The sequence below is a fragment of the Nocardia sp. NPDC058666 genome, from assembly GCF_042714895.1.
In the GTDB taxonomy this organism is placed as follows: Bacteria; Actinomycetota; Actinomycetes; order Mycobacteriales; family Mycobacteriaceae; genus Nocardia.
The window spans coordinates 30,802-52,532 of the sequence record NZ_JBHXRY010000021.1; the positions used below are offsets into that span (position 1 = coordinate 30,802).

21 protein-coding genes are annotated in these 21,731 nt (G+C 61.5%); 20 read left to right on the top strand and 1 reads right to left on the bottom strand.

Annotation, left to right across the window (positions count from 1 at the left end; genetic code table 11):
• Nucleotides 1-228: 228 nt before the first annotated feature.
• Nucleotides 229-828 carry a helix-turn-helix domain-containing protein gene (locus tag ACFWVD_RS26990; protein WP_379247463.1) on the bottom strand — a complete coding sequence of 200 codons (600 nt, stop codon included), beginning with the start codon at nucleotides 826-828 and terminating at the stop codon, nucleotides 229-231.
• Nucleotides 829-958: 130 nt separating this feature from the next.
• Here ACFWVD_RS26990 and ACFWVD_RS26995 point away from each other — a divergent pair, with 130 nt between their 5' ends.
• The 20 genes from ACFWVD_RS26995 (at nucleotide 959) to ACFWVD_RS27090 (ending at nucleotide 21,619) form a co-directional block, all read left to right on the top strand.
• Nucleotides 959-1,708, top strand: a complete 750-nt coding sequence (locus tag ACFWVD_RS26995; RefSeq protein ID WP_379247465.1) for a hypothetical protein — start codon at nucleotides 959-961, stop codon at nucleotides 1,706-1,708.
• A gap of 384 nt (nucleotides 1,709-2,092) precedes the next feature.
• Nucleotides 2,093-2,302 (top strand): hypothetical protein, encoded by a 210-nt coding sequence (locus ACFWVD_RS27000; RefSeq protein WP_379247467.1) that lies wholly within the window; start codon nucleotides 2,093-2,095, stop codon nucleotides 2,300-2,302.
• Between the two features lie 8 nt (nucleotides 2,303-2,310).
• Nucleotides 2,311-2,871 carry a hypothetical protein gene (locus ACFWVD_RS27005; RefSeq protein WP_379247469.1) on the top strand — a complete coding sequence of 187 codons (561 nt, stop codon included), beginning with the start codon at nucleotides 2,311-2,313 and terminating at the stop codon, nucleotides 2,869-2,871.
• Nucleotides 2,872-3,195: 324 nt separating this feature from the next.
• A complete protein-coding gene (locus tag ACFWVD_RS27010; protein WP_379247471.1) occupies nucleotides 3,196-3,912 on the top strand; it encodes an alpha/beta fold hydrolase in 717 nt (238 codons plus the stop codon).
• Nucleotides 3,913-3,942: 30 nt separating this feature from the next.
• Complete coding sequence (locus ACFWVD_RS27015; RefSeq protein ID WP_379247473.1) at nucleotides 3,943-4,173, top strand: hypothetical protein; 231 nt, start codon at nucleotides 3,943-3,945, stop codon at nucleotides 4,171-4,173.
• A complete protein-coding gene (locus tag ACFWVD_RS27020) occupies nucleotides 4,151-4,447 on the top strand; it encodes a hypothetical protein (protein ID WP_379247474.1) in 297 nt (98 codons plus the stop codon). Before ACFWVD_RS27015 ends, ACFWVD_RS27020 begins: the two co-directional genes overlap by 23 nt.
• A gap of 232 nt (nucleotides 4,448-4,679) precedes the next feature.
• Nucleotides 4,680-5,456 (top strand): N-acetylmuramoyl-L-alanine amidase, encoded by a 777-nt coding sequence (locus ACFWVD_RS27025; RefSeq protein ID WP_379247476.1) that lies wholly within the window; start codon nucleotides 4,680-4,682, stop codon nucleotides 5,454-5,456.
• A gap of 205 nt (nucleotides 5,457-5,661) precedes the next feature.
• Nucleotides 5,662-6,114, top strand: a complete 453-nt coding sequence (locus ACFWVD_RS27030; RefSeq protein WP_379247478.1) for a hypothetical protein — start codon at nucleotides 5,662-5,664, stop codon at nucleotides 6,112-6,114.
• A gap of 41 nt (nucleotides 6,115-6,155) precedes the next feature.
• Nucleotides 6,156-6,821 carry a hypothetical protein gene (locus tag ACFWVD_RS27035; protein WP_379247480.1) on the top strand — a complete coding sequence of 222 codons (666 nt, stop codon included), beginning with the start codon at nucleotides 6,156-6,158 and terminating at the stop codon, nucleotides 6,819-6,821.
• A gap of 98 nt (nucleotides 6,822-6,919) precedes the next feature.
• Nucleotides 6,920-7,072: a hypothetical protein gene (locus ACFWVD_RS27040; protein ID WP_379247482.1), complete on the top strand. Its 153-nt coding sequence runs from the start codon at nucleotides 6,920-6,922 to the stop codon at nucleotides 7,070-7,072.
• An 87-nt stretch (nucleotides 7,073-7,159) separates the two neighbouring features.
• On the top strand, nucleotides 7,160-7,495 hold the full coding sequence (locus ACFWVD_RS27045; protein WP_379247484.1) for a hypothetical protein: 336 nt from the start codon (nucleotides 7,160-7,162) through the stop codon (nucleotides 7,493-7,495).
• 167 nt (nucleotides 7,496-7,662) lie between these two features.
• Nucleotides 7,663-8,007, top strand: a complete 345-nt coding sequence (locus ACFWVD_RS27050; protein WP_379247486.1) for a hypothetical protein — start codon at nucleotides 7,663-7,665, stop codon at nucleotides 8,005-8,007.
• Nucleotides 8,008-8,524: 517 nt separating this feature from the next.
• On the top strand, nucleotides 8,525-11,305 hold the full coding sequence (locus tag ACFWVD_RS27055) for a hypothetical protein (RefSeq protein WP_379247488.1): 2,781 nt from the start codon (nucleotides 8,525-8,527) through the stop codon (nucleotides 11,303-11,305).
• A 137-nt stretch (nucleotides 11,306-11,442) separates the two neighbouring features.
• Entirely contained in the window at nucleotides 11,443-11,952 is a 510-nt protein-coding gene (locus ACFWVD_RS27060) for a DUF6301 family protein (RefSeq protein ID WP_379247490.1), read from the top strand.
• A gap of 907 nt (nucleotides 11,953-12,859) precedes the next feature.
• Entirely contained in the window at nucleotides 12,860-15,391 is a 2,532-nt protein-coding gene (locus ACFWVD_RS27065) for a hypothetical protein (RefSeq protein WP_379247492.1), read from the top strand.
• 34 nt (nucleotides 15,392-15,425) lie between these two features.
• Nucleotides 15,426-16,304, top strand: coding sequence for a phage tail protein (locus tag ACFWVD_RS27070; RefSeq protein WP_379247494.1), 879 nt, complete (start codon nucleotides 15,426-15,428; stop codon nucleotides 16,302-16,304).
• Nucleotides 16,301-17,965, top strand: coding sequence for a phage tail protein (locus ACFWVD_RS27075; protein ID WP_379247496.1), 1,665 nt, complete (start codon nucleotides 16,301-16,303; stop codon nucleotides 17,963-17,965). Before ACFWVD_RS27070 ends, ACFWVD_RS27075 begins: the two co-directional genes overlap by 4 nt.
• A 26-nt stretch (nucleotides 17,966-17,991) precedes the next feature.
• Nucleotides 17,992-18,417: a DUF2744 domain-containing protein gene (locus tag ACFWVD_RS27080; protein ID WP_379247498.1), complete on the top strand. Its 426-nt coding sequence runs from the start codon at nucleotides 17,992-17,994 to the stop codon at nucleotides 18,415-18,417.
• Between the two features lie 89 nt (nucleotides 18,418-18,506).
• On the top strand, nucleotides 18,507-19,979 hold the full coding sequence (locus tag ACFWVD_RS27085; RefSeq protein WP_379247500.1) for a hypothetical protein: 1,473 nt from the start codon (nucleotides 18,507-18,509) through the stop codon (nucleotides 19,977-19,979).
• Nucleotides 19,976-21,619 (top strand): hypothetical protein, encoded by a 1,644-nt coding sequence (locus tag ACFWVD_RS27090; RefSeq protein ID WP_379247502.1) that lies wholly within the window; start codon nucleotides 19,976-19,978, stop codon nucleotides 21,617-21,619. The genes ACFWVD_RS27085 and ACFWVD_RS27090 overlap by 4 nt, the downstream gene beginning before the upstream one ends.
• The last annotated feature ends 112 nt before the right edge of the window (nucleotides 21,620-21,731 follow it).

The following is a 21,731-nucleotide window of genomic DNA, read 5'->3' on the forward strand; positions in this document are numbered from 1 at the left end:
ATCCTACAAAAGTGCGAAACGGCCGGAAATCTGGTGACCGACGGTCATATCGCCGCTCTTCGCAGTCGAATTGGGAGCGGAGGTGGCTACTTTCGACAACGACTTCCATCGGTTCGACTGGGTGCGGGTATTCCGGCCCGCCGGGTAGTTGATCAGCACGAGCAGATAACGAACGAATGCCCCACGCTGAGTGGGGCATTCGTCGTTGTCGTGCGGAGGTAATGGCCCTCAGACACCGCGTGCAGCGCGAAATCCGTTGACGTACACCGCGATCGTGCGCAAATCATCCACCGACAGCCCGGCGAGATTGACGATCGCTTCGGGGTCGACGGCGTTCTCGGCAGGCTCGTCCTCGACGTGCGACGCCCCGACACTCTCCAGGCCCGCCCGCTCGAGCAGCGGTGCCGGGTCGACCCCGACCGCCCGTGCCATGGCCTGCAGTGTCTCGGCGGTGGTGCTCGCCTCGACCCGCTCGCCACGCTTGTACTGGACGCCACTTTCCACCTGCGTCCACAGGCTCGCGCTGATGCGCGCTGTTCTTGCTGCTCGGTCCATCGTCATGTCACGCGCCTTGCGAGCGTGTCGCAGTGTTGCACTGACCTCAGAGGGGACCACCGCACTCCGATGCCTCACCATGCAACCAATGTAGCAGGTGAGGGGTATTGATGCGTACAACGGATGACTCGTTGTGGACTGATCATGCAACAACGCGGTGAACGCAGGGCGGTGTTTGTGCATTCGGTGTGCATTGAGGCCCGCGAGATGTGATGAACACCAGGTCGGAATCGCCGATTTGCACTGCAACGATTGCTGCTGTTGCATATGCATCGTGCAAAGTTGCAGTCGTCACTACGAGTGCCTCGATGCACGATCAGCGCCGCCCGCGGGGTCGCGGCGCGCCACACGCGACCCGGCCGCGAACTACGCGAGGCCGCATCGAAATCTAAGGAGCAAGTTGATGGGTGCAGGCGACGAGGTGACGGGTTCGCCCCGTGAGCGCGAGGACACCTGTGGGGTGACGCCGCTGGATCTCGCGATCGACGACCGGCATCTGTTCCTCGACCGCGAAGCGGCTCGGGGACTTTTCCGTCTTTTGGGTGGCATTCCGGAGCTGGCCGAGGATCTCGCGGACAGTCGGACGAGGCAGACGCGTTTCGGCACCGCCGATGTCCGGGTGCGTGGCGGGTCGACGGTGTCCAAACTTCCGTTCAACCCCGCCGCTGCCAGGGTCGAAGACCACCTGCGTGCGGTCCTGGTCGCGTGGGTGCGGCTGGTCTGCGAGCCACGCGCGATCTCCTATGACGGATCGGCGACCATTGCCGGCATGGCGCGATGGCTACAACGGCACATCGTTGCACTTGCAATGACTGAAGGTGTGGAAGTTGCACTGCCGGAGATCTCCGCCGCGGTGGAAGCGGCCGTCGCGGTGGTCTGCCCGCCGACCGAAACCGCGCAGGTCGATGTCGAACTACTGAGCCGCGCGCGGGCTGTTCGACTCAATGTCAGCGGCATCCACACGCTGGCGACGCAACTGGGTGCCGGGTTCTCGAACCTGACTCCGCGCCGAATCCGCACGCTGCGCGAGGCCGGGCTGGTCGCGCCGGTGCCGGGACCGTGGGCCATGGACTGGCCTGAACTGTTCGTCGTCGGTGAGGTGCTGGATGCTCACGTCGCACTGCCGATGCGGCAGCGTAGGTGCATCGACTGACTAGATAACGACCCAACCGGGGCGGCGAACGCTTGCAGTCGGCGCCCCGGGGTCGTTCTCGGGCCCTGAAAACGCTTACGCCAGAGCGAGTGGCGCAACACCAGCCCGGAAAAGTGGCGTAGCACAACGTCTTTGACCTGCGCCTTGTGACCAATTTCGACGGAACTGTTGACATCGCAGACCCGCTCAGTCATCATTTGCTCAGCGGGCGGACGCATGCCCAAAGCGGTTGCAGCACACCGCATTCCTTCCTCTTCCTCTTCCTCTTCCTCTTCCTCGGGTTCGTCCGTGGGCGATGGCGTCGGAGGTTTACCTGCCCATTAAGGTGGGTAGCCGAAGCCCCCAGCAGTGGGGGCAATGATCGTGATCATGGTTAGGGTGCAGGTGTCTACTTTGTTCGGTGCAGGTCCGTCCGACGAGGCGGGTGGTGGGAGCGAAACCCCGTCGTACCCGAGCGTTTCGTCTCGGGAATCCAGGTCGAGCTACCAGCGTCCACCCGGTCACCTCGACCCCGCCAGCTTCGACATCGAGGATCTGCGCACGGTCGCCCGAGTTGTCGCCCAGTGGCGGTCGCTACGCGATCCGATCGGCTGAGGCACCGGATGACCGCGCAAGATTTCGACGTGCTGCCCAGCGCCTACAACGCCTTTGAGGAGGCATTCAAGCAGGGCATCAAGGTCGCAATCGTTCACCTGAACAACCAGGACTGGAACTGGTCGCACCGCGACCGGGGCATTCTGGTGTCGAAGGCGCTTGATCACCGTGCCCGAAACGAAGCGGTGGCCCACTGCATCGCCCACTTCGATCTGTCGTCGTCCAGGAAGGGCCAAGAAGCGCTCAAGTGGGTGGGGTGGCGTGGGCGGCTGGAGATGGATATCCACAGCATGGTGGCCGGGCGAATGATCAGCCTTCCGGCGTTGTCGGACGCGATCAGCCTGTCCGAGGATTTCGTCGATGTCGCTGCGTGCCTTGGCGTTTCCGAGTTCCTGCTCAGCTGGCGGCTGCAGTACCTGACGGATGACGAGATCGGCGAGCTGCCGGTCCACGCGCTGAACCGACTGCAATGGGGCCCCAGTCACGACACCGTCGTCCCGACGGGGTGCGGGTGGCCGCCGCCTGGCACCGGCGACATGTACCTACAGATAGCAAAACACCAGCTCTAGCCATCGACGACAAGAACCCTCGGCCCTCACGGACCGGGGGTTCTTTCGTTGACCCCTAGACCCGAACTCATGCGGCAGGCCCCCGGACGAAAACTTCCGATCCAGCGGGTTCAGAGCCCGCCGCATGCCCACCCCTGACGCGCCCGTCTCCCGCAGCTCGCTGCGGTCGAACGACGTTGTAGCAGCTCAGGGGTGAATTGGTCCCGCTCCGGACAATGCAGTCCGGAGCGGGACCTCCACCAACGTCCCAGAGAGGCAATTCCTATGTGGTCAATGAAAGGTTCACGGCCCCAACGGGACCCACGAACCATCGACGTTCTCGTCATGGGCGGTACCTGGAACCCCGGCGGTGACGGCGTCACCGGCGCGTTCACCGAGGCGCTGAACAAGTCGATCTTCACGTCTCGGATGGTCCCGTATCCGGCCGACTACGGCTCGTACGTGAGCTATACCGAGAGTGTCGCCGAAGGCAAACGCGCACTGCTCGCGGCGATCGATCGTTCACCGAATCCGGTTGTCCTGGCTGGGTATTCGCAGGGAGCGGCGGTTGCCGGTGACCTCGCTGCTGAGATCGGTCGAGGCGAGCATCCCGGTCGCGAAGTGATCGCCTGCGCGCTGATCGCCGACCCTCGCAGGCCGGCAGGCAAGTTCATCGGTCTGGTCGATCCCGGCGGCTACGGCGTCGTCGGTGAACGGCAGATCCGAGGCATCCCCGCGTATTGGGCTGCCGCACCGGGTGATCCGATCACTGCCCTGCCCGCAGGCAACCCGCTGCGAACCATCGCCGATCTGAGCGCCTTCTTCAGTTTCGCCAGTACGAACGCCGCCATCACCTGGGCGCAGCAGATGCTGCAGACGGCAACTCGAAATCAGTTGCAGCGCTGGTGGTCTCCAGAGAACTGGCGCAACTGGACAGGCGCGATCGCCTATGCCCGCGGCTATCTCTTCGACGGTCGTCACACCGACGACTACGTCCGCTTCGGTCATGCCCGCGCGCTGGCGCAGGCATTGAACCGCGATGTCGCCGATGGGCGCATCTGACACCCGCGAACCTGCGGAAAGGAACTCAACATGCGAATCAGTAAGGTGCCCGAACCCGCGCTGATCCGGTCGGTACTCGTCGCGGTCACCGGTGTGATCGCGTATCTCATCGCCCGCGAGGTCGACGCCGCGTGGGTCGAAGCCCTGCTCACCCTGTACGGCCTCGCCACCCCGGTGATCGCCGGCGCGGTGATCAGGCCCGCCGTGACCCCGGTGTCGGGATCGGTGGGTGAATCCGATGGCCTCGTGGTTAAGCCCTGAATTCATCCAGGCGACCGGCATCGCCGTTGCGACCGTGGTCACCGCCGTGACGGCGTGGCAGGCCCGCGAAGTCGCCAAGTTGCGTGAGCGCGTAGTCGCGCTCGAGGAACAAGCCGTCGACGATCAGCTGCGATTCCGCGATGCGATCCGCCTGATCCGCGCCCTCCAGCGGCACATCGATGAACTGCTCGGCTTCCTTCGCCTGCACGTCCCCGGCCAGGAACCTCCCGTGTCGCACTACAAGATCCCCGCGACACTCCAAGAAGAAATCTGACGGCTTCGCGCCGTTCCCGAACTGCATGCGGTCGGCCCCCGGAGAACACTTGACACAGTGCGGGATTCGAGCCCGCCGCATGCCGCGCTCCTGAAGCGCGCAGTCTCCCGCAGGTGGTCTGCGGTCGTAGACGTCGCCGCAGCATCAGGAGTGACCGGTCCCGCCCTCGGCACTTCCCCCTCATCAGCCGGGGGCGGGACCCCAAACCTTCACTTACACAAGGAGTTACCCCATGGGTTGGACAGGTGACCCGGTATGGCTGGCCGACGTGCTACGCGATGCCGGGCTGAATGTGATCGAACACGAAGGCTGGCGCAACCGAGGCCACGGCAACTTCCGTGACCTGCGTGGCGTGCTGTGCCACCACACCGCAGGCGGCGGCAAGAACGACTGGCGCATCGTCCAAGACGGCCGCGCCGACCTGCCCGGCCCCCTCGCCCAGCTGGTCCTCGAACGCGATGGCACCTTCCGCGTGATCGCCGCAGGAGTCTGCTGGCACGCGGGCCGAGGTTCTTGGCCCGGCTGGCCCACCAACAACGCCAACTACCACGTGATCGGCATCGAAGCCGTCTCCCGTGGTGACGGAAGTGACTGGACCCCAGAACAACTCGACGCCTACAAGCGCGGTTGCGCGGCAATCCTGGCCCGAATCGGCGTCGACGCGCAGGACTGTGTGGCCCACCGCGAGTACTCGCACGAAGGAAAAATCGACCCCGCCGGCATCGATATGGACCAGTTCCGTAGCGACGTGCAGGCATTCATCGACGGAGAGGACGCTCCGATGAGCGCAGCCGAAGTGAACCAGATCCAAGATTTCGTCGCCGCCTTCTGCGGCCCGATCGGCACCGATGTCAAAGACATCCGCGAGCAGCTGTGCGGCAGCCAGCAGCGTGACGCGGGCATGTTCGCAGGCTGGGAACAGCTCGACGGCATGACCGTGGTCGACGCGTTGGCCGACGTACTGGACCGCCTGAAGGCCCTCGAAACGCCCGCACCCGAGGGGAGGTGAATTCCATGCTTCCTGTCCTTCTCGAACTGCTTCAGCTGGCCATCGTGCTCGCGCCAGTTGTCCTGCCGCTGCTCGGCCTCTGAGCTGTCAGACCACGTCGTAAGAAACAACATTGGGAGACGATGATGGCACCTAGCGACGCCGCCGAGGACGCCGCCGACGACATCGGCGCCGGCACCCTCCACGTCGACGTGCAGGTCAAACTGTGACGTCGCCGTATCCGATTCCGGGCAAGTTCCCCGACTTCGAGCAGTTCATGGTCGACCTGCTCACCCCGATCGAGACCACGCTGACAGCGTTGCCCGCCAGCGGCACCGACTTACAGACCGCGATGCCCTTCTTCTGGGTCCGGGTTGTCAGCGGTAGCACCGACATCAACGAGATCACCTACACCGCGAAGGTGCGCATCGTCGCCGCCGCGGCCAACCGCGCCGCGGCGCAACTGCTGATCGGCACTGCGCGCGAAGCAATGCTGTCGACCCCCGGCACACGGGTGAACGGCGTTCTCGTCGATTGGGCGGAGGAATCCGCAGTATCCGAAGTCAAGTACTTCCCGCCAACTCTGCAACGCAGCCAAGGCGTTGCAGACCTTCCCGACCTCGATCCGGTTCACCAACTGGTCGAAGTCGGGTTCACCGTGCACGCCCGCCGTCAGTAGTCGGCAGTACGTAAGCACATTTTTCCGAGAATGGAGACGCTATGCCCGCCACCAACCTGATGGCACTCAAGGACGCGCAGCGCGAACTGCTGCTCAAGCCGCTCGACGCGGCCGTGTTCCTCGCTCCCTGGTACACCCCGGTTCCGGCTGCTTTCACCGACGCGACCGGCGCCCTGCAGACTCTGCCGGCGGCCTACAAGTCGGTCGGCCTGATCGACAAGAAGGCCGGTATCGCCTTCGCCCGCAACGTGACTGCCGCACCCATCGAGTCCTATGGCGAGCTGGAGCCGGTGCGTAACGACATCACCAGCGACACCACCACCATCGAGTTCGAGCCGCAGCAGATCACCGCCACCACGCTGGCGCTGACCACGAACGCGAACCTGGACCAGGTCCGTGCGGATGCGGCTTCGGGCGAGGTGCGCTTCGCGCAGCCGTCGTCGGAGCAGATCACCTACTACTCGGCCATCGTCATCGCCAAGGACGGCAACGACGCCGCGCCGATCTACATCTTCAAGGTGCTGCCGAAGGTCGCTGTCACCAAGTACGCCGGTGAGCAGTGGACCGCGACCAACATCATGTCGCAGAAGCTGACCCTGACCGCGTTCAAGGACGACACCGCCGGCTACTCGGTGGCGCACGGCTTCGGTGGCGCGGGTTGGAAGAAGGTTCTGTCCAAGACCGGCATCGCCACCGCCTCGGCCTGATCTCAGGCCCCCTGATTGTGGGTGCGCGTCGTGTGTCTCCGGTCACGGCGCGCACCCACTCCCTTTTGCATCAGCACCGGAGGAGAGAACAGGTCATCATGTCCGCGATTCCCACCGAATACCCCGTCACCATGACCGACGGCGAAGCCGAGTACCTGGTCTTCGACGCCACGTCCTACGTCAATGCCGTGTTCACTCACGGCCATCAGCCGAAAGCGACCGCGCCTGCCGCGAAGCCGCGCCAGAAGTAGTCGGGTTGCCCCGTCCCTTGCGTCGGTACTGACTGGTGCAAGGGCACGGGGCTACCAAGTCCCACCACAAAAACCGGAGACACCACCATGGCTACACCACGAAAGTCCACCATCGCCGGGACCAGCGACGAAGGTCGGTTCTACGAGATCCAGCAGGAACTCGCTGCCAGGCGCCGCGGCCCCTACCACCTCACCGCCGAGATCAGCATTCAGCCGATGACCCGCCGCCAGGCGAAGGCGTTGCGCGATACCAATGATGAAGACGCCCAACTGGCGATCCTCCTCGGCGACCAGCACGACGCGGTCGAGAATCTCTTCGACGATCGACCGATCGACGAATGGATCGCCTTCCAGGAAGATCTCTACGCCCACTTCTTCGGCGAGGGGTCCGCGCAGCTTCCGGGGGGATCCGAGGGCTCGTAGAGTTCTGGGACCGTTTCGGCGCCGCGCTCGACTACGACTTGCTCGAGCGCGGCATCGATGTCCGGGATTGCTTCGGGCCCTTGGAATTACGTACACGAGACTGGCGCACGATCTGGCGGTTCAAGGATCGGCTACCGCGCGGGTCGCAGTACAAGACCGCTCTCTCGATGGATCGTGAACTGGCAGAACAGTTGCTCGGGCACGACGACGATGACGACTTCGCCACCGATGACGGTCCATCACCGGACGGCTATACGCTCGACACCTACCTCCTGCTGACCGTCATCGATGGTCTACAGGGTGTGCAGGCGGCGGTGATCGCCGCGGCAGGTGCCGATCCACCTCCGATCAAGCCGATGCCTCGCCCTATGACCGCGGTTGATCTGCTTCGGGAAGAGCGGCGATTGCAGACAATGCACGATCTGGTCGAGGCCTTCGAGGCGCCAGCGGAGATCATTGATGTGGACGAACAGCCTGCGCCCAGCAGGTCTGTTGCGACAGTCGATGCCTGATCAGTCAACGGCTAATATAGCCACAGCGCGTCGACGGAAGGAAGAAGAGAGTGAACTGCTCCGACTACCGAGATATGGCGCTGACGTGGGAACACGGGCGTGACGGCGAATTTCCATATAAGAAAGACCTCGACGGTGTTGCGTTAGAGATCAGAATCGGCGAATTTCCCGAAGAATCAGTGTACAACCTCCTCGTAGATGGAGTCCCAGTCGACGAATTCGATGCCTGGCCTGAAGGTTGGGTCCGCCCAATCGGCTGATTGGGGATATTACCTGATAGTTACTCACCAGTGATCCCGCGGTGCGCCGTGGGATCACTTTTCATTTAACGGGTTCCGTAGCTTTCGACGCGGATTCGACCAGGCGACAATTCGTTGCATGGGTGAGCTATGCCCGGCGACCGCAATTGGCAGGCAGATTACCAGTGAGCTCTGAAAACAATACGCAGCCGTCCCGTAGACCTGCGGCCGCGGAACCGAATACGCCATTCATGGGGCCGTTACCCGCTCGAACCAGAGTGTCAGTTCCTCAAGGCCAGGGTACGCAAGCTTCGAAACCGGACGAATCGTTACCGGAACTGTTCGCCAGAATTCGTGTTTGGTACAACGATCAGCAGCAGAAGATTCCAGAACTGAACGCCCAATGGAAAAATGAGGGCGTGCCGCTGAGGGAGCGAGCACAGAGGGCGCAAGGGATACGCCACGAGGCGCGACTGGGTGCTCGTGAGTTGATGCCAGAGGATGCTGTCGAAGATCTGCGCCATCGCGATGCAAGTAAATACAATGGAAACCCTGATGGGCCTACTTTCGACTCTTTGGTCGCAAAAAACATGGCGGAAGGGTATACCGGCGATGCGGTATACGAACAGGTAATCGGAAGCTCCACGCGCACCGATTCTAGCTTCAACAAGGCCAATGGCCTTGCCGCTGACGGATCGAAGAATCCTTCGAAAGAATCCGCAGCGCCGCCGAGTCCGATCCCTGGACGCGGACCAAGTACTCCGCATCGCGATCAGTTGAAGAATCCAAGTCAGCTGGGAAATCTCGCAGGCAAAGCGAAGGCGGCTCCCTTGGCTCTGGGGGGCAAGGTCAAGAGAGCGGTAGGCAGGACAGCAGCCATGGCCGGAGACGCCGCCGGCATGCTGCCCCAGTTCGCCGGTGCTGCCAGCGATCCGACTGCGTTCGTTCAGGGGATGGCGGGAACTGCCCCCGATGCAGCGATGGAGATGCTCCAGAATGCTGGGGAAGCGGGTTTTGTTCAAGATGATGCTGTGAGTTCCGGGGGTGACAGCGCGCAAACCCGAGGCCCTCGCCCCGGACTCGCGCAGCCTTCTGGTGATCGTGTTGCGGGAAATCCCGATACGAGGGCGAAGGGCGGACCAACCGCCAGCATGCAGGGTGCACAGTCCGTATCGGGCGCAGTCGATGCCTCGGCAGCTGCAATGAAGAAGTCGACAGACGCGGCCAAAGGTCAGTCCGACGCCATGAAGAAATCCGCTGAAGCAGTGAAGGGCGCTTCGGATGGGATGAAGAGACTATCGACTGAGGCATCGAAATCCGTAGGTGCGCAGAAGAACGCCGCCGATGCGACGAAGAGCATGGCTGGTGCGCAGAAGAATTTGAACACCTCCATGAAAGGAGGCGTATTCGGCACAATCGTTACCGTGATCGGCCTGGTCATCTCGGGTGTGATGTTGCTGATCCAGCACTGGGACAAGGTGAAGGTCGGCTTCGACTGGGTGTTCAAGAATGTCTTGACGCCGATCGGCAAGTGGTTCTCAGACATCTGGGCCGGAACTCTGGCTCCGATGTTCAAATCCAGCATCGACAGTATTTCTGGCGTCTTCTCCGGAATGGGGTCAGCTGTGACTGGGGTGCTCGACGGCATCATGGACAAAGTCAGGTTCGTGGTCGGTATCATCGCGAACGTGATCGGCTCACTCCCTGAGATCAAATTTCTTGGCGTGAGCACCAAAGATGTCGCCAGCAAGCTGCATTCATTCGCATCGCCGGACAAGAAGGCCGACGGAGGCAAGTTGTCCGGGCCGGGGGGACCGCGCGATGACGTGATTCCTGTGCTGGCATCTAACGGTGAATTCATCGTCAACGCCGCGTCTACCTCGCAGAACCTACCGCTACTGGAAGCGATCAACTCCGGCGCGGTGCCTAGGTTTGCAGACGGCGGCGTCGTGCACTCCGAGTGGTCCTCACTGCTCGGTTCGCAGGCACAATCTGCTGTTGGCCGTTTCTTTTTCGGTTCAACCGGCGAACCTGCCCCAACGAAGGATGGCAAAGAACGCACGGGTTGGGACTATGTCGATACCACTGCAAAGACTGCCTTCGCGGGCGCGGCGAGCAGTTTCATGTCGGGCATGTTCGGAGATGCGTTGGGTGTCTTCGGCATCGATCGGATCCCCCCGGCGTTCCAAGCGATCGGTGAAGCCAAGAATCTGATCGAAGCCGACCGCGCGAAGTCGACGGAGGCCGCCTCGGGTGACGAAGGCGCCGGTGATGAGAACGCCGAGGTGGATGACCAGGAACAGCCTACGTCCGCTACACCGGCGGGTATGTCGGACAAGACGCGGCGCCTGATCGAATTCGCGCAGGGTGTCGATGGCGCGCCCTACGTGTGGGGTGGTGTCAACTGGGGGGATTGTTCCGGTGCGGTGTCCGCGCTGGCCAACTTCGCCGCTGGCTGGCCGGAGTTCGGCTCGCGCTTCGCGACCGGCAATCAGGAGGAGGCATTGCGCGCTCGCGGGGCCAACAGCGGGCTGGGACCCACCGGTAGTTTGAATATTGGCTGGTATCACAACGGAGGCGGAGACGGCCATACCGCAGCCACTCTGCCGAACGGGGTGAACTTCGAGATGGGAGGCGCGCGAGGAAACGGCCAATACGGAAAGTCTGCCGCCGGAGCGCACAACGGACAGTTCACCCACCACGCACATTTCCCGCCCGAGGTATTCATGGCGGCAGGTGGCTCGGTCTTCGGCCCCGGGTCATCGATCGGCGACATGGTTCCGGCATGGCTCTCTGATGGTGAGTTCGTAGTCAACGCCAAGTCCGCCGATGCGAACCGCTCGTTGCTCGAGACGATCAATCAAGATGCCGGCGCATTGGCGAACCTTGTCGGCCATGGCCTGGTCCCGACCAAGGCGCTGGCGGATGCCGGTGGTGGTGAGTCGGTCGATCAGTCGACTGCCATCCACCTGTCGACTCCGGATGTTGATACCGCATACCAGAAGGCGAAAACATTCATTGCCCAGCGTGGTCTGAGCTATGTCGGCAGGTTCGGCTGAGTTCCTTCGCATGGATGTGCGTTCGTAGAACGGCGAGCGCACATCCATGCGAATCCGGTAGGTTCTGGTTGGCAGCCTTGTCGCAGCAATGACGGCGACACCCCGCGGCACCGGGTTCACTGTATCTAGGAGATGTAATGATGTACGTCGATATTGCTGGTGCAGTTCGCGCGGCGAAGCTGTTTGCCGAATTTAATTGGACTTGGACCATGTCAGATATTCCGAAGCTGTGTTCACTGGCTGGATGGTTGATTTCTGACGCAGATGAGGGTGGGGCAATTATAGCCACCGATCTAGATGTCAGGCGCCCCGAAGCCATCGCCTTCGAAGCGCAGCAGTCTTTTGCATACTGGGGTCGTCCTGAGCAGGAAGTGCAAGGCATCTCCGTGCGCGTTGGCGATCGACCAGCTGCCGAGGCTCCAAATGACCTTCTTACGCGGCAACACTACACGAGTCTGCACACCGAACTGTCTACTGCGTTGGGGGGCCTAGACGAGGGCCGTGCTGGCACGAACCCTCCGTTCACAATATGGCATGGTCGGAACGTTATTATCGAGCTCGCGATGGCTCCAGGACTGATAAAACTAGATGCCACCAATCCAACTTATCGCTGGATGGTTGATCAGGAATCAGATTCCGCAGACTGACCGTACCATTCAGCAAGAGGTGCATTCGTACCCGACCCCTCCTTCCGTGACCTCCTTCGAAAACAAAACTTACAGCTCGGCTGAGAAATATATTGAAACTTGGCGGAGGAAGGAATTGTGCGCGTTGGTATTGAAAGGTGCGGTACGAGCGATCCTTGCTATTGCTGGCTTCGACTGGAGTCGGACATCGGCCGAGGCTGCGAAATTCTGCGCAAGTGCAGGGTGGATGATTCCCGGAAGTGACGAAATCGGAGCGGCAATCGCCACTGACCTAGAGATGCACCGTCGGTACGGATGGATAGTCGACCGCGAGTCTGGATTCAACGGATAATCGCCGTGGGTCAACGCCCATTGAGTCGAACGTTCATGACTAAACCTAATGCTCGCCATCTGTCGGGGAACCGTGGCCGACCTGTGGAATCTGCCAAAAAGCGCAGCGCGTAGGCAGGCCAGCGCAGGTTTCCTCGAAGCTCGCGACATCGTGTCTATCCATTAGGAACATCGCCGACAACGAACGGTCCCTGCTACCGGCCGGTCGCCTTGGCTATGGTGCTGCGCGGCGGCTGGCGCCAGCGCATCCATCGCTAAGCGGCATTTTATTGTAACGACCATTCGCAGGTCTACTGCCGTAAAGCTCGACCGCTCGATACAGATCCTCGTATTAGTCAGGGGCTCTGCTCGACTGTTATGTCGACTTCTCGCGTCGCTGCGCGACGGTGCTGAGGAGATCCTTGCCTAACCATAGGCTCAGATTTCATCTTTATGAAATACATGGCCGCCTGCGTTGGTGCCGGTCCATGCGCAGACTGACGGTCAATTTACCGTGTAGGAAATAGAGAAACCTTCCCGCGGCATTCGAGTGTGCGGAAAATTGTTCTATTTCGGATATCGAATCAGGAAGTGAAATGTGGCGAAAAAGATAGTTCAAGAGGTTCGTCAACCTGGACATTCGAGCGGTCTATATGTTATTTATGAAGATGGCACAGCTCAAGATTTCCACGGTAGATTTATTAGGAATCCTAATCGCCCGGTCGCTGACGACTCGGTTGTAGACCCTGTGCACATCACCCAGTGGGATGATAGCGACGTCGCCCTATCGGTGGCAGGGCTCAACGAGCTGAAAAGAACTCGGCGTATTCGGAATTTGGCCATCGAGGGGCCGGCGGGTAGCCGCGACATTATGAAGCGCCGGAACGAGCTGGCAAGGAGGCTTGGCGCAAACATTGATGAGCTAGGCCGCACGAAGGTTTCGGGTCCCGATGGACGTAGCACGACCAAGCTCGAAAGGGAGTTACTTCGACTCGAAACCGAACTGGATGCGTCTGCGGCCGATGTTCGCAGATTAAGGCAGTTGTCGTCTCAGGCTAGTGATTCTATTTCTCGCGTTAATCGCTGGTCGGAAGAGATGGGAATGGTTTCCGCCCGCGATATATCAGAGGGTCGCGGTGAATCACTTTTACTGGGCGGTCGTGATGAAAGATTCAACGATCAGCCGATGCGCGGAGTCCCGTGGAAACCGACGGGTAGTGATGCTCTTGACCTAGTATCGGTCTCAGGCGATGGTAAGCGGCTGATCGTTTACGAGGCCAAAGGTGGCAGTTCGGCGCTGGGAACGCGATCCATCCCGGATCCGAATGATCCGACTAGGAAGATTCGGGTTCAGCAAGGCTCTCGACTATACCTTGAATACCAACTGAAGAACGATGTTCGGTTGCAGGAGAGGCTGAAAGATCCCAAATATGCGGAACTGGCCGCGTCGCTCGCCAATGGTACCGCTGAGATTGAGTACCATGTCGTTCACGCTAAAGCCTCGGGCACGGTTAGGACGCATAGATTTGATATCGGAGGTCCTACCGGGCTGACCGTTCCAGCGGAATCTACGCCGATGCACAAGAAGTCACCAGGAAAGAAGTCGCGTCTTCCGCGGAGTGCTCTTGCGCGCGCTGGCATGTTCGTGCCGCCAGCTGTCGCAACTGGCATCGGTGCATCCTTATCAGGCGCGCTGGGCGGCACGGTTGCATCTGCGGCGCCGGTGGACGGAATTTTGTCCGGTGCTCTCCGTGCAAATTCCTCAGCAAATATTGAATTCGCTGATGGAATGAACAAGTTGGATGCTTCGGGCGAAGCCGCTGTCGGTTTGCAAGACTCCGAGCTGCTTGCGGGGGCTGGCTCGCCGATCGAGCGATTCGCATCGCTTCTCGAGCCCTACTCATCGATATTCGAGGCTGCTGCTGTCGCTATCCAGATCTGGGCCATCGGCCAGCTTGCGCTCAACTTGCTACTTTCGGGAAACCCGCTGGGTGCACTGGTTACAGCGATTGGGTTGGCCGTCACCGGCGTGATTCTGATCGTCGAGAACTGGGATCTGATAAAGAAGGCATTGAGCGACTTCTATCAACTCATACTGATTCCCGCGGGGAAATGGATTTCGGAGAAATTCGCGGACCTTATAGCGCCGATGTTCGAAATGTGCGCGAATGGTATCGGGGCATTCCTTGATGGAATATCAAAATCGCTGTCAGGTTTGATCGACAGTATTGAGGATATGATCAAGGGTTTCCTTCGGAGAGTCGCCGATTTTGTCGATAATTTCCCGTTCTTCGGAGATGGTGTCGCTGATCAAATTCGTCGATTCACCGACCCGGAGCGTCGGGCGGATGGCGGGTTGTTGCTGGGCCCTGGCGTGGGTCGTAGCGAACTCTCCCTGAGCAGTTCGGAACTGGCGGGCAGACATCCGGTGATCGGTGATAATCCCCCCACCGCCCCGCGGTTCGCCGATGGTGGTGCAGTCGGAGTGTCATCGTTGCGGCAGGCTGTCGAGCTAGCGGCTGGCGGACCAGTTTCTTGGGGCGGGACGTACGAGCCGACCCGACCGGGCTCGCAGTTCGGTGTCGAGTCCGGGACAGCGAACGCATCTGGCGGTCGAGGCTCACGCAGTCGTCGATCCGCCGGCACCAGGAACTCATTCGCCTATCCAGCTGTCACCGAGCCGTGGATGTCGGTAGGAAGTTCAGGCGGATCGACCGTAGCGACAAGGCTTGGTCGGTTCGCTGCGGGTGGTTTCGTTGGTCTCGATCGTACTGCCGCTGAGGGTCATTCGAGCGGCGTGTCCGGCAGTCATGTGCGGCCGATGTTCGTGACCGACAACTTGCTCGCTACCGGCGGATATGCGGGCAACGCCGGCGGGTCAGTTTCCGGATTCGCCGATACCAACCCATCGATGCTCGAGCTGATCAGTCAAGACGCGGGAGTTGTATCGAATCTTGTTGGGCAGCAATCAAATCCTACGTCCGCACTCGAGGGTTCCGGTCGGCGTCGGCGCCGGTCCACCGATCGCTCGCTGGCGATTCATATCTCTTCGCCGGATGTGGATGGCGAATTCCTCAAGGACCAAGCCGACTCCGCGCGCGGGGCATTGACCTACGCCGGTCGGTGGTAATGGCATCGAACGTTAGAACTGAGGTGAATCTGTAATGGCACAAGCCGCGACTATTGAAGTCGAGGGCGTCGATGGCTCGCTATGGACGCTGGCCGGCCCCGGTCAGGGACGCGAGGGCGTCGAGCTCGGCACCACCCCGACTGGGCTCTACGACGCACCTGTCACCACGATTTGGAACTCCACGGCGTTCCAGATCGGCGCGACCTACGGTGGCGCGAACTGGCAGAAGCGAGATGTCGTCTTCGGAGTGAACGTCTCCGCGACCGACTCGTCGAATTGGGAGTCGGTGGACTCGGCCTGGCGGAAAGCCTGGGCGTACGACCGTGATTCCAAGCTGATCATCACGACCGAGTACGGTGCGCGCACGCTGCACCTGCGGATGTCTCAGCAGCCGGAGTTCAAGCCGCTGCGCGACCCACATCTCAAGCACTGGGCGCAGGTCACCATGACTTGCACGGCGGGTATTCCGTGGTGGGTTGAAGAAGACACGACAGCGACCGCGGTCTCGACCGTCGACACCCGAGGTGAGGGTGCGTCGGAAACGTTGTGGTTGCCGATCTCCAATCCCACCGATCAGCCGATGTGGCTGCAGTGGGTCGGTAGCGCGCCAGCACAGTGGACACTGCCTGATTTCTCCTGGCGGGAGGACTCTTTCGCCGCGAGGGTTATTACCTTGCCGTCGCTTGTCGCGGGCCAGGACATCACGGTGGACACAGACCCGATCGAAGAGATGATCGTCGCCGCGGACAACAGTTCGGTCTGGGCGCGCATGAACGGTCGGATGTTCCTGCATTCGGTTCCACCGTGGACTCCTGAGACGTTGCTGCCGGCCACCGTGCGCGGTGCGGCACCGGGTGCACAGATTCAGGTCAGGTGCCCTCGTAACTGGTCGCGGCCTTGGGGGCTGCAGTGACCGACATCGAAGCTATCCACCGTGCGGGCCGGGCAGTTCGGGATACGCGCAGGACCCTGCGCCTGGAGCCGCCGTTGATCAGGCTGTGGGACGGCGACTGGAATCTGCGTGGCATCTGTCGATCGGAGGTGTCGGCCGACTTCAAGTGGCTACTCAACGAATCCGGCACCGGTCAACTGGTGTTGCCGGCAGAGCACTACCTGGCCAAATGGGTCATGGATGCGCGCGGCCGGACCACGCAGAACGTGCACATCACCGTGGACAAGGACGGCGCGCGTTGGAGCGGGCGTATGAAGACGGCGACCCTGCAGAAGACCGCGGCCGGACTGAAGACCGTGGTCATTCAGTTCATGCACGACTACGAGGAACTGAAGTACATCCAGGTGTGGAGTAATCCGCTGCTGCCTGCGATTTTTCAGTTCCCGAAGGTCTTCATGCTGGCCGGACCATCGGCATGGTGTTTGAAGCTGTCGCTGTTCCTCAACATCCTCCGCAAAGAGGCAAGTCTGTGGGCGCTACCGGATGATCCACTCGATCCGTCGGAGTGGTTCAACCTCGATCAATCGACATGGTCGATGGTGGTGGCACCCAACGACTTCTTCTCCGATTCGTCTATCTGGACGATCATTTCGTCCAGGTGGAAGACCTGGCACGACATGGCGTCGACGACTCTCGACGACGCGCACCTGATGGTCACCTGCCGGCGCTACCTCGAAGGCGATCCGCCGCCGTGGCCGGGAGCAGTCCTGCGGCACGGGTGTCTGGTGTTCGACATCGTTGACAAGTCAGGGTACTACTCCGGCACCTCCGAGGGCGGCTCGGTGCTCGACGGCCTGGTGCACACGGTGCAGGAATTCGTCAACGACATGGCCGAGCAGCAACCCAATATCCTGCCTGATCCGAACGCGCCAGAGGAGTACAAGCGCCACGATTGGCTCGGTACGTTGCCGTCGAATCCGTGGGTTGTGTACCGGGAGAACGAGTACACCGGAATCGAGACATCGGAGTTCACGATCTCGCCGGCCACTGCTGTGCAGATCAACTGCGGCGGCAACAGCATGCCGGGTGTGAACGAGGCGATCTCGGCGATGGTGCAGATGGTCGGGAACCTGACATCGACTGTGACAGTGAGCATTCCGATCATCGGTGGCGCCGGCGTAAGTCTGCCTCCGATGGGCGGCCCTCTGGATACTTTCCTCAAGCCGCTTTACAGCGACACGATCCTTGCCTGGATGTCGTTCAAGTCGCCGTTGAGGCCGCCCCGAATGGGGTGGTCACACTACTTCGAGCACTTCGAGTCCGGCGCTGACAAGGCGTACACGCTGTCGTCATTGCTGGCGATTCGCGCCGGGCTTTGGGCAACCCGGTCATTCACCGCACACAAGATCACAGTGTCCGACGGCGCTCCCTATCTGATCGGGGAGAGCGGTCGTGGGCACTTCTTCCTCGGCGACCGCATCGGCGCGACCGTCGAGGGGATGCCGGTAGGCGAGATCTTCGTCGAGCAGGTGACCGCATTGGACCTGACTTGGTCCCGAGGGGTCACTCCGTCATGGCGCATCACCGTCGGCTCGGACAAGGCGCTGGAGGATCCGGCGGTCAAGGCCCTGCGCCACGTTCAAACCATCATGGGCGACTTGCAGATGCTCGGCGTCATGTAGTTCGTTATCGAGATCCGGAGAAAAACATGGCACTTCCCGCGCAGGAAGACTGCAATCAAGACGATCCCGAGGACGCTTTCGTATGGGCGTTCGTCGGTCTGCCCGGTCCCCGCAACGGTCCGATGCTGGTTCCGCAGCAGGTCCTGGGAAAGTGGTCAAAACACTTGTGGGACTTGGGATTCCGGCACCACCCAGCAGAGCAGCAGCTCGAGTACCATCCGGCGACGCCAGGTACTGAACATTGGATTTCCCAGGCGGGGAACTGGGTTCCGATCGGCACGCCGCGTCCGCCGGAGATCGCTGTGGGTTCGGTAGCCGATCTCAGTATCGACGAGCGACGCGAACTGGTTCGGCAGCTACAGCAGTCCGGTGAGTTGGCGCACCTGGTTGATGCGCGTTCGCTGGAACCCGATGTGGCTCGAGACGGCACGTTTGATGGGCCGATGCCGTGACGAGTCCTGATCGGGCGATCCCGCCGGGTGGATTGACCGGGCCAGGGGGTAAAACAGTTGGCACTATTTCCCAGGTCACCCAGGATTCGATGAAGTCAGTAGTGGCCGGCGACATCGTCAAATCCTTCAGTGGCGTCTCCGTCAATCTGGGTGCTGCTGTCGACGCCGGTGTAAAACGGTTCGCTGCTGACCTGTGTGATGCGGTGACCGGTGCGACCGGTGGGCTGATCAACCTCGGCGGTTGGGCGCGGGATCTGCGCGCGGAAGCCGATCAGGCACTGCGGGATTCGACTCAGGCGCAACAGACCGCCCAGGGCGCGCAGGTGACCGCAGACGGTCAGACCACGATCATCAAAGCGACGAACTCGCGTGTGCAGGTCGTGATCGATGGGCTTCCGGTCAAGCCCTACTGGGAAACGATGAACCTCACCGAAGAGGCTTCGTTTCCGCGCAACTTCCTGCAGCGCGCAGCGTGGGAGCTTTCGGCAAGCGGCGGTGGCGTGGGCGCCAACTACGTGCCCAGTTACACGCCGGCGGCGAACTCGTTGGAGGGAGCGTTCATTCGCTGCCTGTACAGCGGCGGGCGGAAGGTGGTCAGCTACATTCCGGACGCTGTTTCCTCCCCGTGCGAGCTGTATGTCGTTGTCGGTCGGATGCTGGACAACGGTGACATCAAGATCGAGTGGGTGTCGCCGAACCAGACGCCTCTCATCACCGGCGCTCGCGGGGAGCAGTCCGTCGAGATGCCGAACGACCTGATGTTCGAGCAGGGTGAGACGACATTCGTCGGAATTCATCAGCGCGGCGGCGGAAATCGCAGGCCGCTGCTCGGGATCGAGGCGGTCGACATCCCGCGGCCGGCCACGGTGTGGCCGCCCCAGGTGAACGCGCAGTTCGGCACCTCGTCACTGCTGTCGGCGGGAGTTACCCTCGCCGCGGGAACGCTATCGTTCGCGTCTCGGCGGACGCCCTACATCTCGATCGGAAAGTCTTCTGTCACAGGCGATCCGATCAAGTTGTCGTTCTTCGAGGACTTCGAAAACGGGATGCCGACCGCGCTGGTTCGGATGTCGGCGCGGATTGCCACCACCGCCGACGGCATCTTTCAGGTCGATGGCCTGGACGACGGTCTGCGTCGGTATCTCTACGGGCAAAGACTCAACTATGACGACCAGATGGTGACCGGGCGAATTCGATACCCTTCGGATTTCAGTGGTCGACTATTCCTGCGTTCCGATGCTGCCAACAGCAGCTATATGTCCTTGTCGGTGACCAGTTCGGCGCTCGTGATCGGGCGGTGGACCAACGGCTCCAACAACACGCCACTGGCGGCGTTGTCGCACTCGGTCGGCGACAACGCCGAACTTCGCTTCAAAGCGGTCGGCAATGTCTACACCGCCGAACGCAAGATCGGCGGGGTGTGGACCGCGGTGCTGGTACATACCGATACGGCGAACACGCTGCCGTCGGGACCCGCTTACCGCTATACCGGCCTCGGCACCGAGCGGCAGTCGTGGACAGACGGCGGTGGCTGGGGCGACTGGCAGGCGGAGGACTTGTGACCAGCCCCGACAACAGGTTCCCGGACGGCGCGTATTCCGGTACCGCGGGTTCGCGCAGCATCGCCAGACTCGGCGGGCAGACGCAGCAGTCGATGCAGACAGCGATGCGCGCACAGGTGATGCGCGCTTACGCCGATATTCCGTACAACTTCGCCAAGGCAGTGCAGGCGGGGTTGCACGAGCTGGCAGCCGCACTCTGTGACGCGATCACCGGCTTCACCGGTGGGCTGATCAACCTCGGCGACTGGGCCCGCGCATCCCGCGCGCGTGCTCAGGAGGCGAGGGAGCAGGCGACCACCGCGCGTGATTCGGCAGATGTTGCCGAGGAAGCTGTGGTTCAGACCGGCGAAGTAGTCCAGGCGACGAATTCGCAGGTTCAGGTGATCATCGACGGCCTGCCGGTGAAGCCGTATTGGGACTCGATGAACCTCACCGAGGAAGCGTCGTTTCCGCGTTGCATGCTGCACAGACGGGTGTGGGATCACGCCGATGTCGCCAAACCCGGATACGTCCCGTACAGCTACACATACGTCGCCTACTACGACGTCAATGGCTACCCGGTCTATGCCGATCACACGGTATGGGCCCGCTACGAGCCGTCCTACACGCCGCCGACCAACGCCCTCGACGGTGCGTTCATCCGGTGCCGGTACAGCGGCGGTCGCAAGGTCGTCACGTTCATCGTGGACGAGGTGAGCAATCCGTGTGAGCTGTATGTGGTGGTCGGCCGGATGGTGCCGAACGGGGACATCCGGATCGAATGGGTTTCGCCGAATCAGACGCCGAGCATTGCCAACTCACGGTTCGAGCGTTCTGTCGAACTGCCGAACGAGGTGGTTTTCGACGTGGGTGAGACCGCCTTCATCGGAATTCACCAACGGGGAGGCGGTAATCCGCGCCCCCTGCTCGGCACCAATTCCACTGACCTGCCGCGTGCACCCAGTGCCTGGCCGCCCCGGCCGAGTGCTCGGTTCGCGACGTCGGCAGCGCTGGTGGCCGGCTCGACGTTGGCGGCGGGGTCGATGAGCTTCAATTCGAACTCGGTGCCGTACGTAGCGCTGAGCAAGAGTCTGATAGCCGGACCGCCGTCGAAGCTGGTCTATTACGAGAACTTCGACTCAGGTTCCCTACCAGTGGCTTTGGGGCAGGTGTCCAGTCTGCCGGCGACCGTGTCCGGCGGGGTATTCGTGGTGTCCGGTGGTACCGACGGCATCCGACGTTACCTCTACGGCCAGACACTCAATTACGACGACGTGATGGTGACCGGCCGGATCATCAGTCCTTCGGTACGCCATGCCTGGCTGATGTTGCGATCGACGCCGGACAACAAGCGCTTCGTATCGCTGAATGTCACCCAGTCCATCGTCTCGATCTGCAAATACGACAACGGCGTCTGGAGGGCACTGTCCAGCGTCGAGATCGCGATCGTGAGCGGTGACGTGGTGCGACTTCGTGCCACGAACAACCTGTTCACGGCACAACGGAAAACCGCTTCGGGGTGGGACGACGTGCTCACCTACACCGACACCACGGGCACCCTCCCCGCCGGCCCCGGCACCCGCTACACGGGCCTCGGCAACGAACGCGCCGACTGGGTGAACGGCGGCGGCTGGGACTACTGGAAAGCAGAGGATCTATGACAACCACCGTGACGGTCCGGAATCTGTCAATCCTGATGAGACAGGTCAGGCTGCCTGTTCTGTGTCGGTGTTCTCCTTCGGAGGTGGGTTGATCCAGGCCGTTTCGGGCAGC

Bases quoted from the DNA above. Each gene is read 5' to 3' on its own strand.
- ACFWVD_RS26990 (WP_379247463.1), bottom strand. From the start codon at position 828: ATGCATATGCAACAGCAGCAATCGTTGCAGTGCAAATCGGCGATTCCG.
- ACFWVD_RS26995 (WP_379247465.1), top strand. From the start codon at position 959: ATGGGTGCAGGCGACGAGGTGACGGGTTCGCCCCGTGAGCGCGAGGAC.
- ACFWVD_RS27005 (WP_379247469.1), top strand. From the start codon at position 2,311: ATGACCGCGCAAGATTTCGACGTGCTGCCCAGCGCCTACAACGCCTTT.
- ACFWVD_RS27010 (WP_379247471.1), top strand. From the start codon at position 3,196: ATGGGCGGTACCTGGAACCCCGGCGGTGACGGCGTCACCGGCGCGTTC.
- ACFWVD_RS27015 (WP_379247473.1), top strand. From the start codon at position 3,943: ATGCGAATCAGTAAGGTGCCCGAACCCGCGCTGATCCGGTCGGTACTC.
- ACFWVD_RS27020 (WP_379247474.1), top strand. From the start codon at position 4,151: ATGGCCTCGTGGTTAAGCCCTGAATTCATCCAGGCGACCGGCATCGCC.
- ACFWVD_RS27025 (WP_379247476.1), top strand. From the start codon at position 4,680: ATGGGTTGGACAGGTGACCCGGTATGGCTGGCCGACGTGCTACGCGAT.
- ACFWVD_RS27035 (WP_379247480.1), top strand. From the start codon at position 6,156: ATGCCCGCCACCAACCTGATGGCACTCAAGGACGCGCAGCGCGAACTG.
- ACFWVD_RS27040 (WP_379247482.1), top strand. From the start codon at position 6,920: ATGTCCGCGATTCCCACCGAATACCCCGTCACCATGACCGACGGCGAA.
- ACFWVD_RS27045 (WP_379247484.1), top strand. From the start codon at position 7,160: ATGGCTACACCACGAAAGTCCACCATCGCCGGGACCAGCGACGAAGGT.
- ACFWVD_RS27050 (WP_379247486.1), top strand. From the start codon at position 7,663: ATGGATCGTGAACTGGCAGAACAGTTGCTCGGGCACGACGACGATGAC.
- ACFWVD_RS27060 (WP_379247490.1), top strand. From the start codon at position 11,443: ATGATGTACGTCGATATTGCTGGTGCAGTTCGCGCGGCGAAGCTGTTT.
- ACFWVD_RS27070 (WP_379247494.1), top strand. From the start codon at position 15,426: ATGGCACAAGCCGCGACTATTGAAGTCGAGGGCGTCGATGGCTCGCTA.
- ACFWVD_RS27080 (WP_379247498.1), top strand. From the start codon at position 17,992: ATGGCACTTCCCGCGCAGGAAGACTGCAATCAAGACGATCCCGAGGAC.
- ACFWVD_RS27085 (WP_379247500.1), top strand. From the start codon at position 18,507: ATGAAGTCAGTAGTGGCCGGCGACATCGTCAAATCCTTCAGTGGCGTC.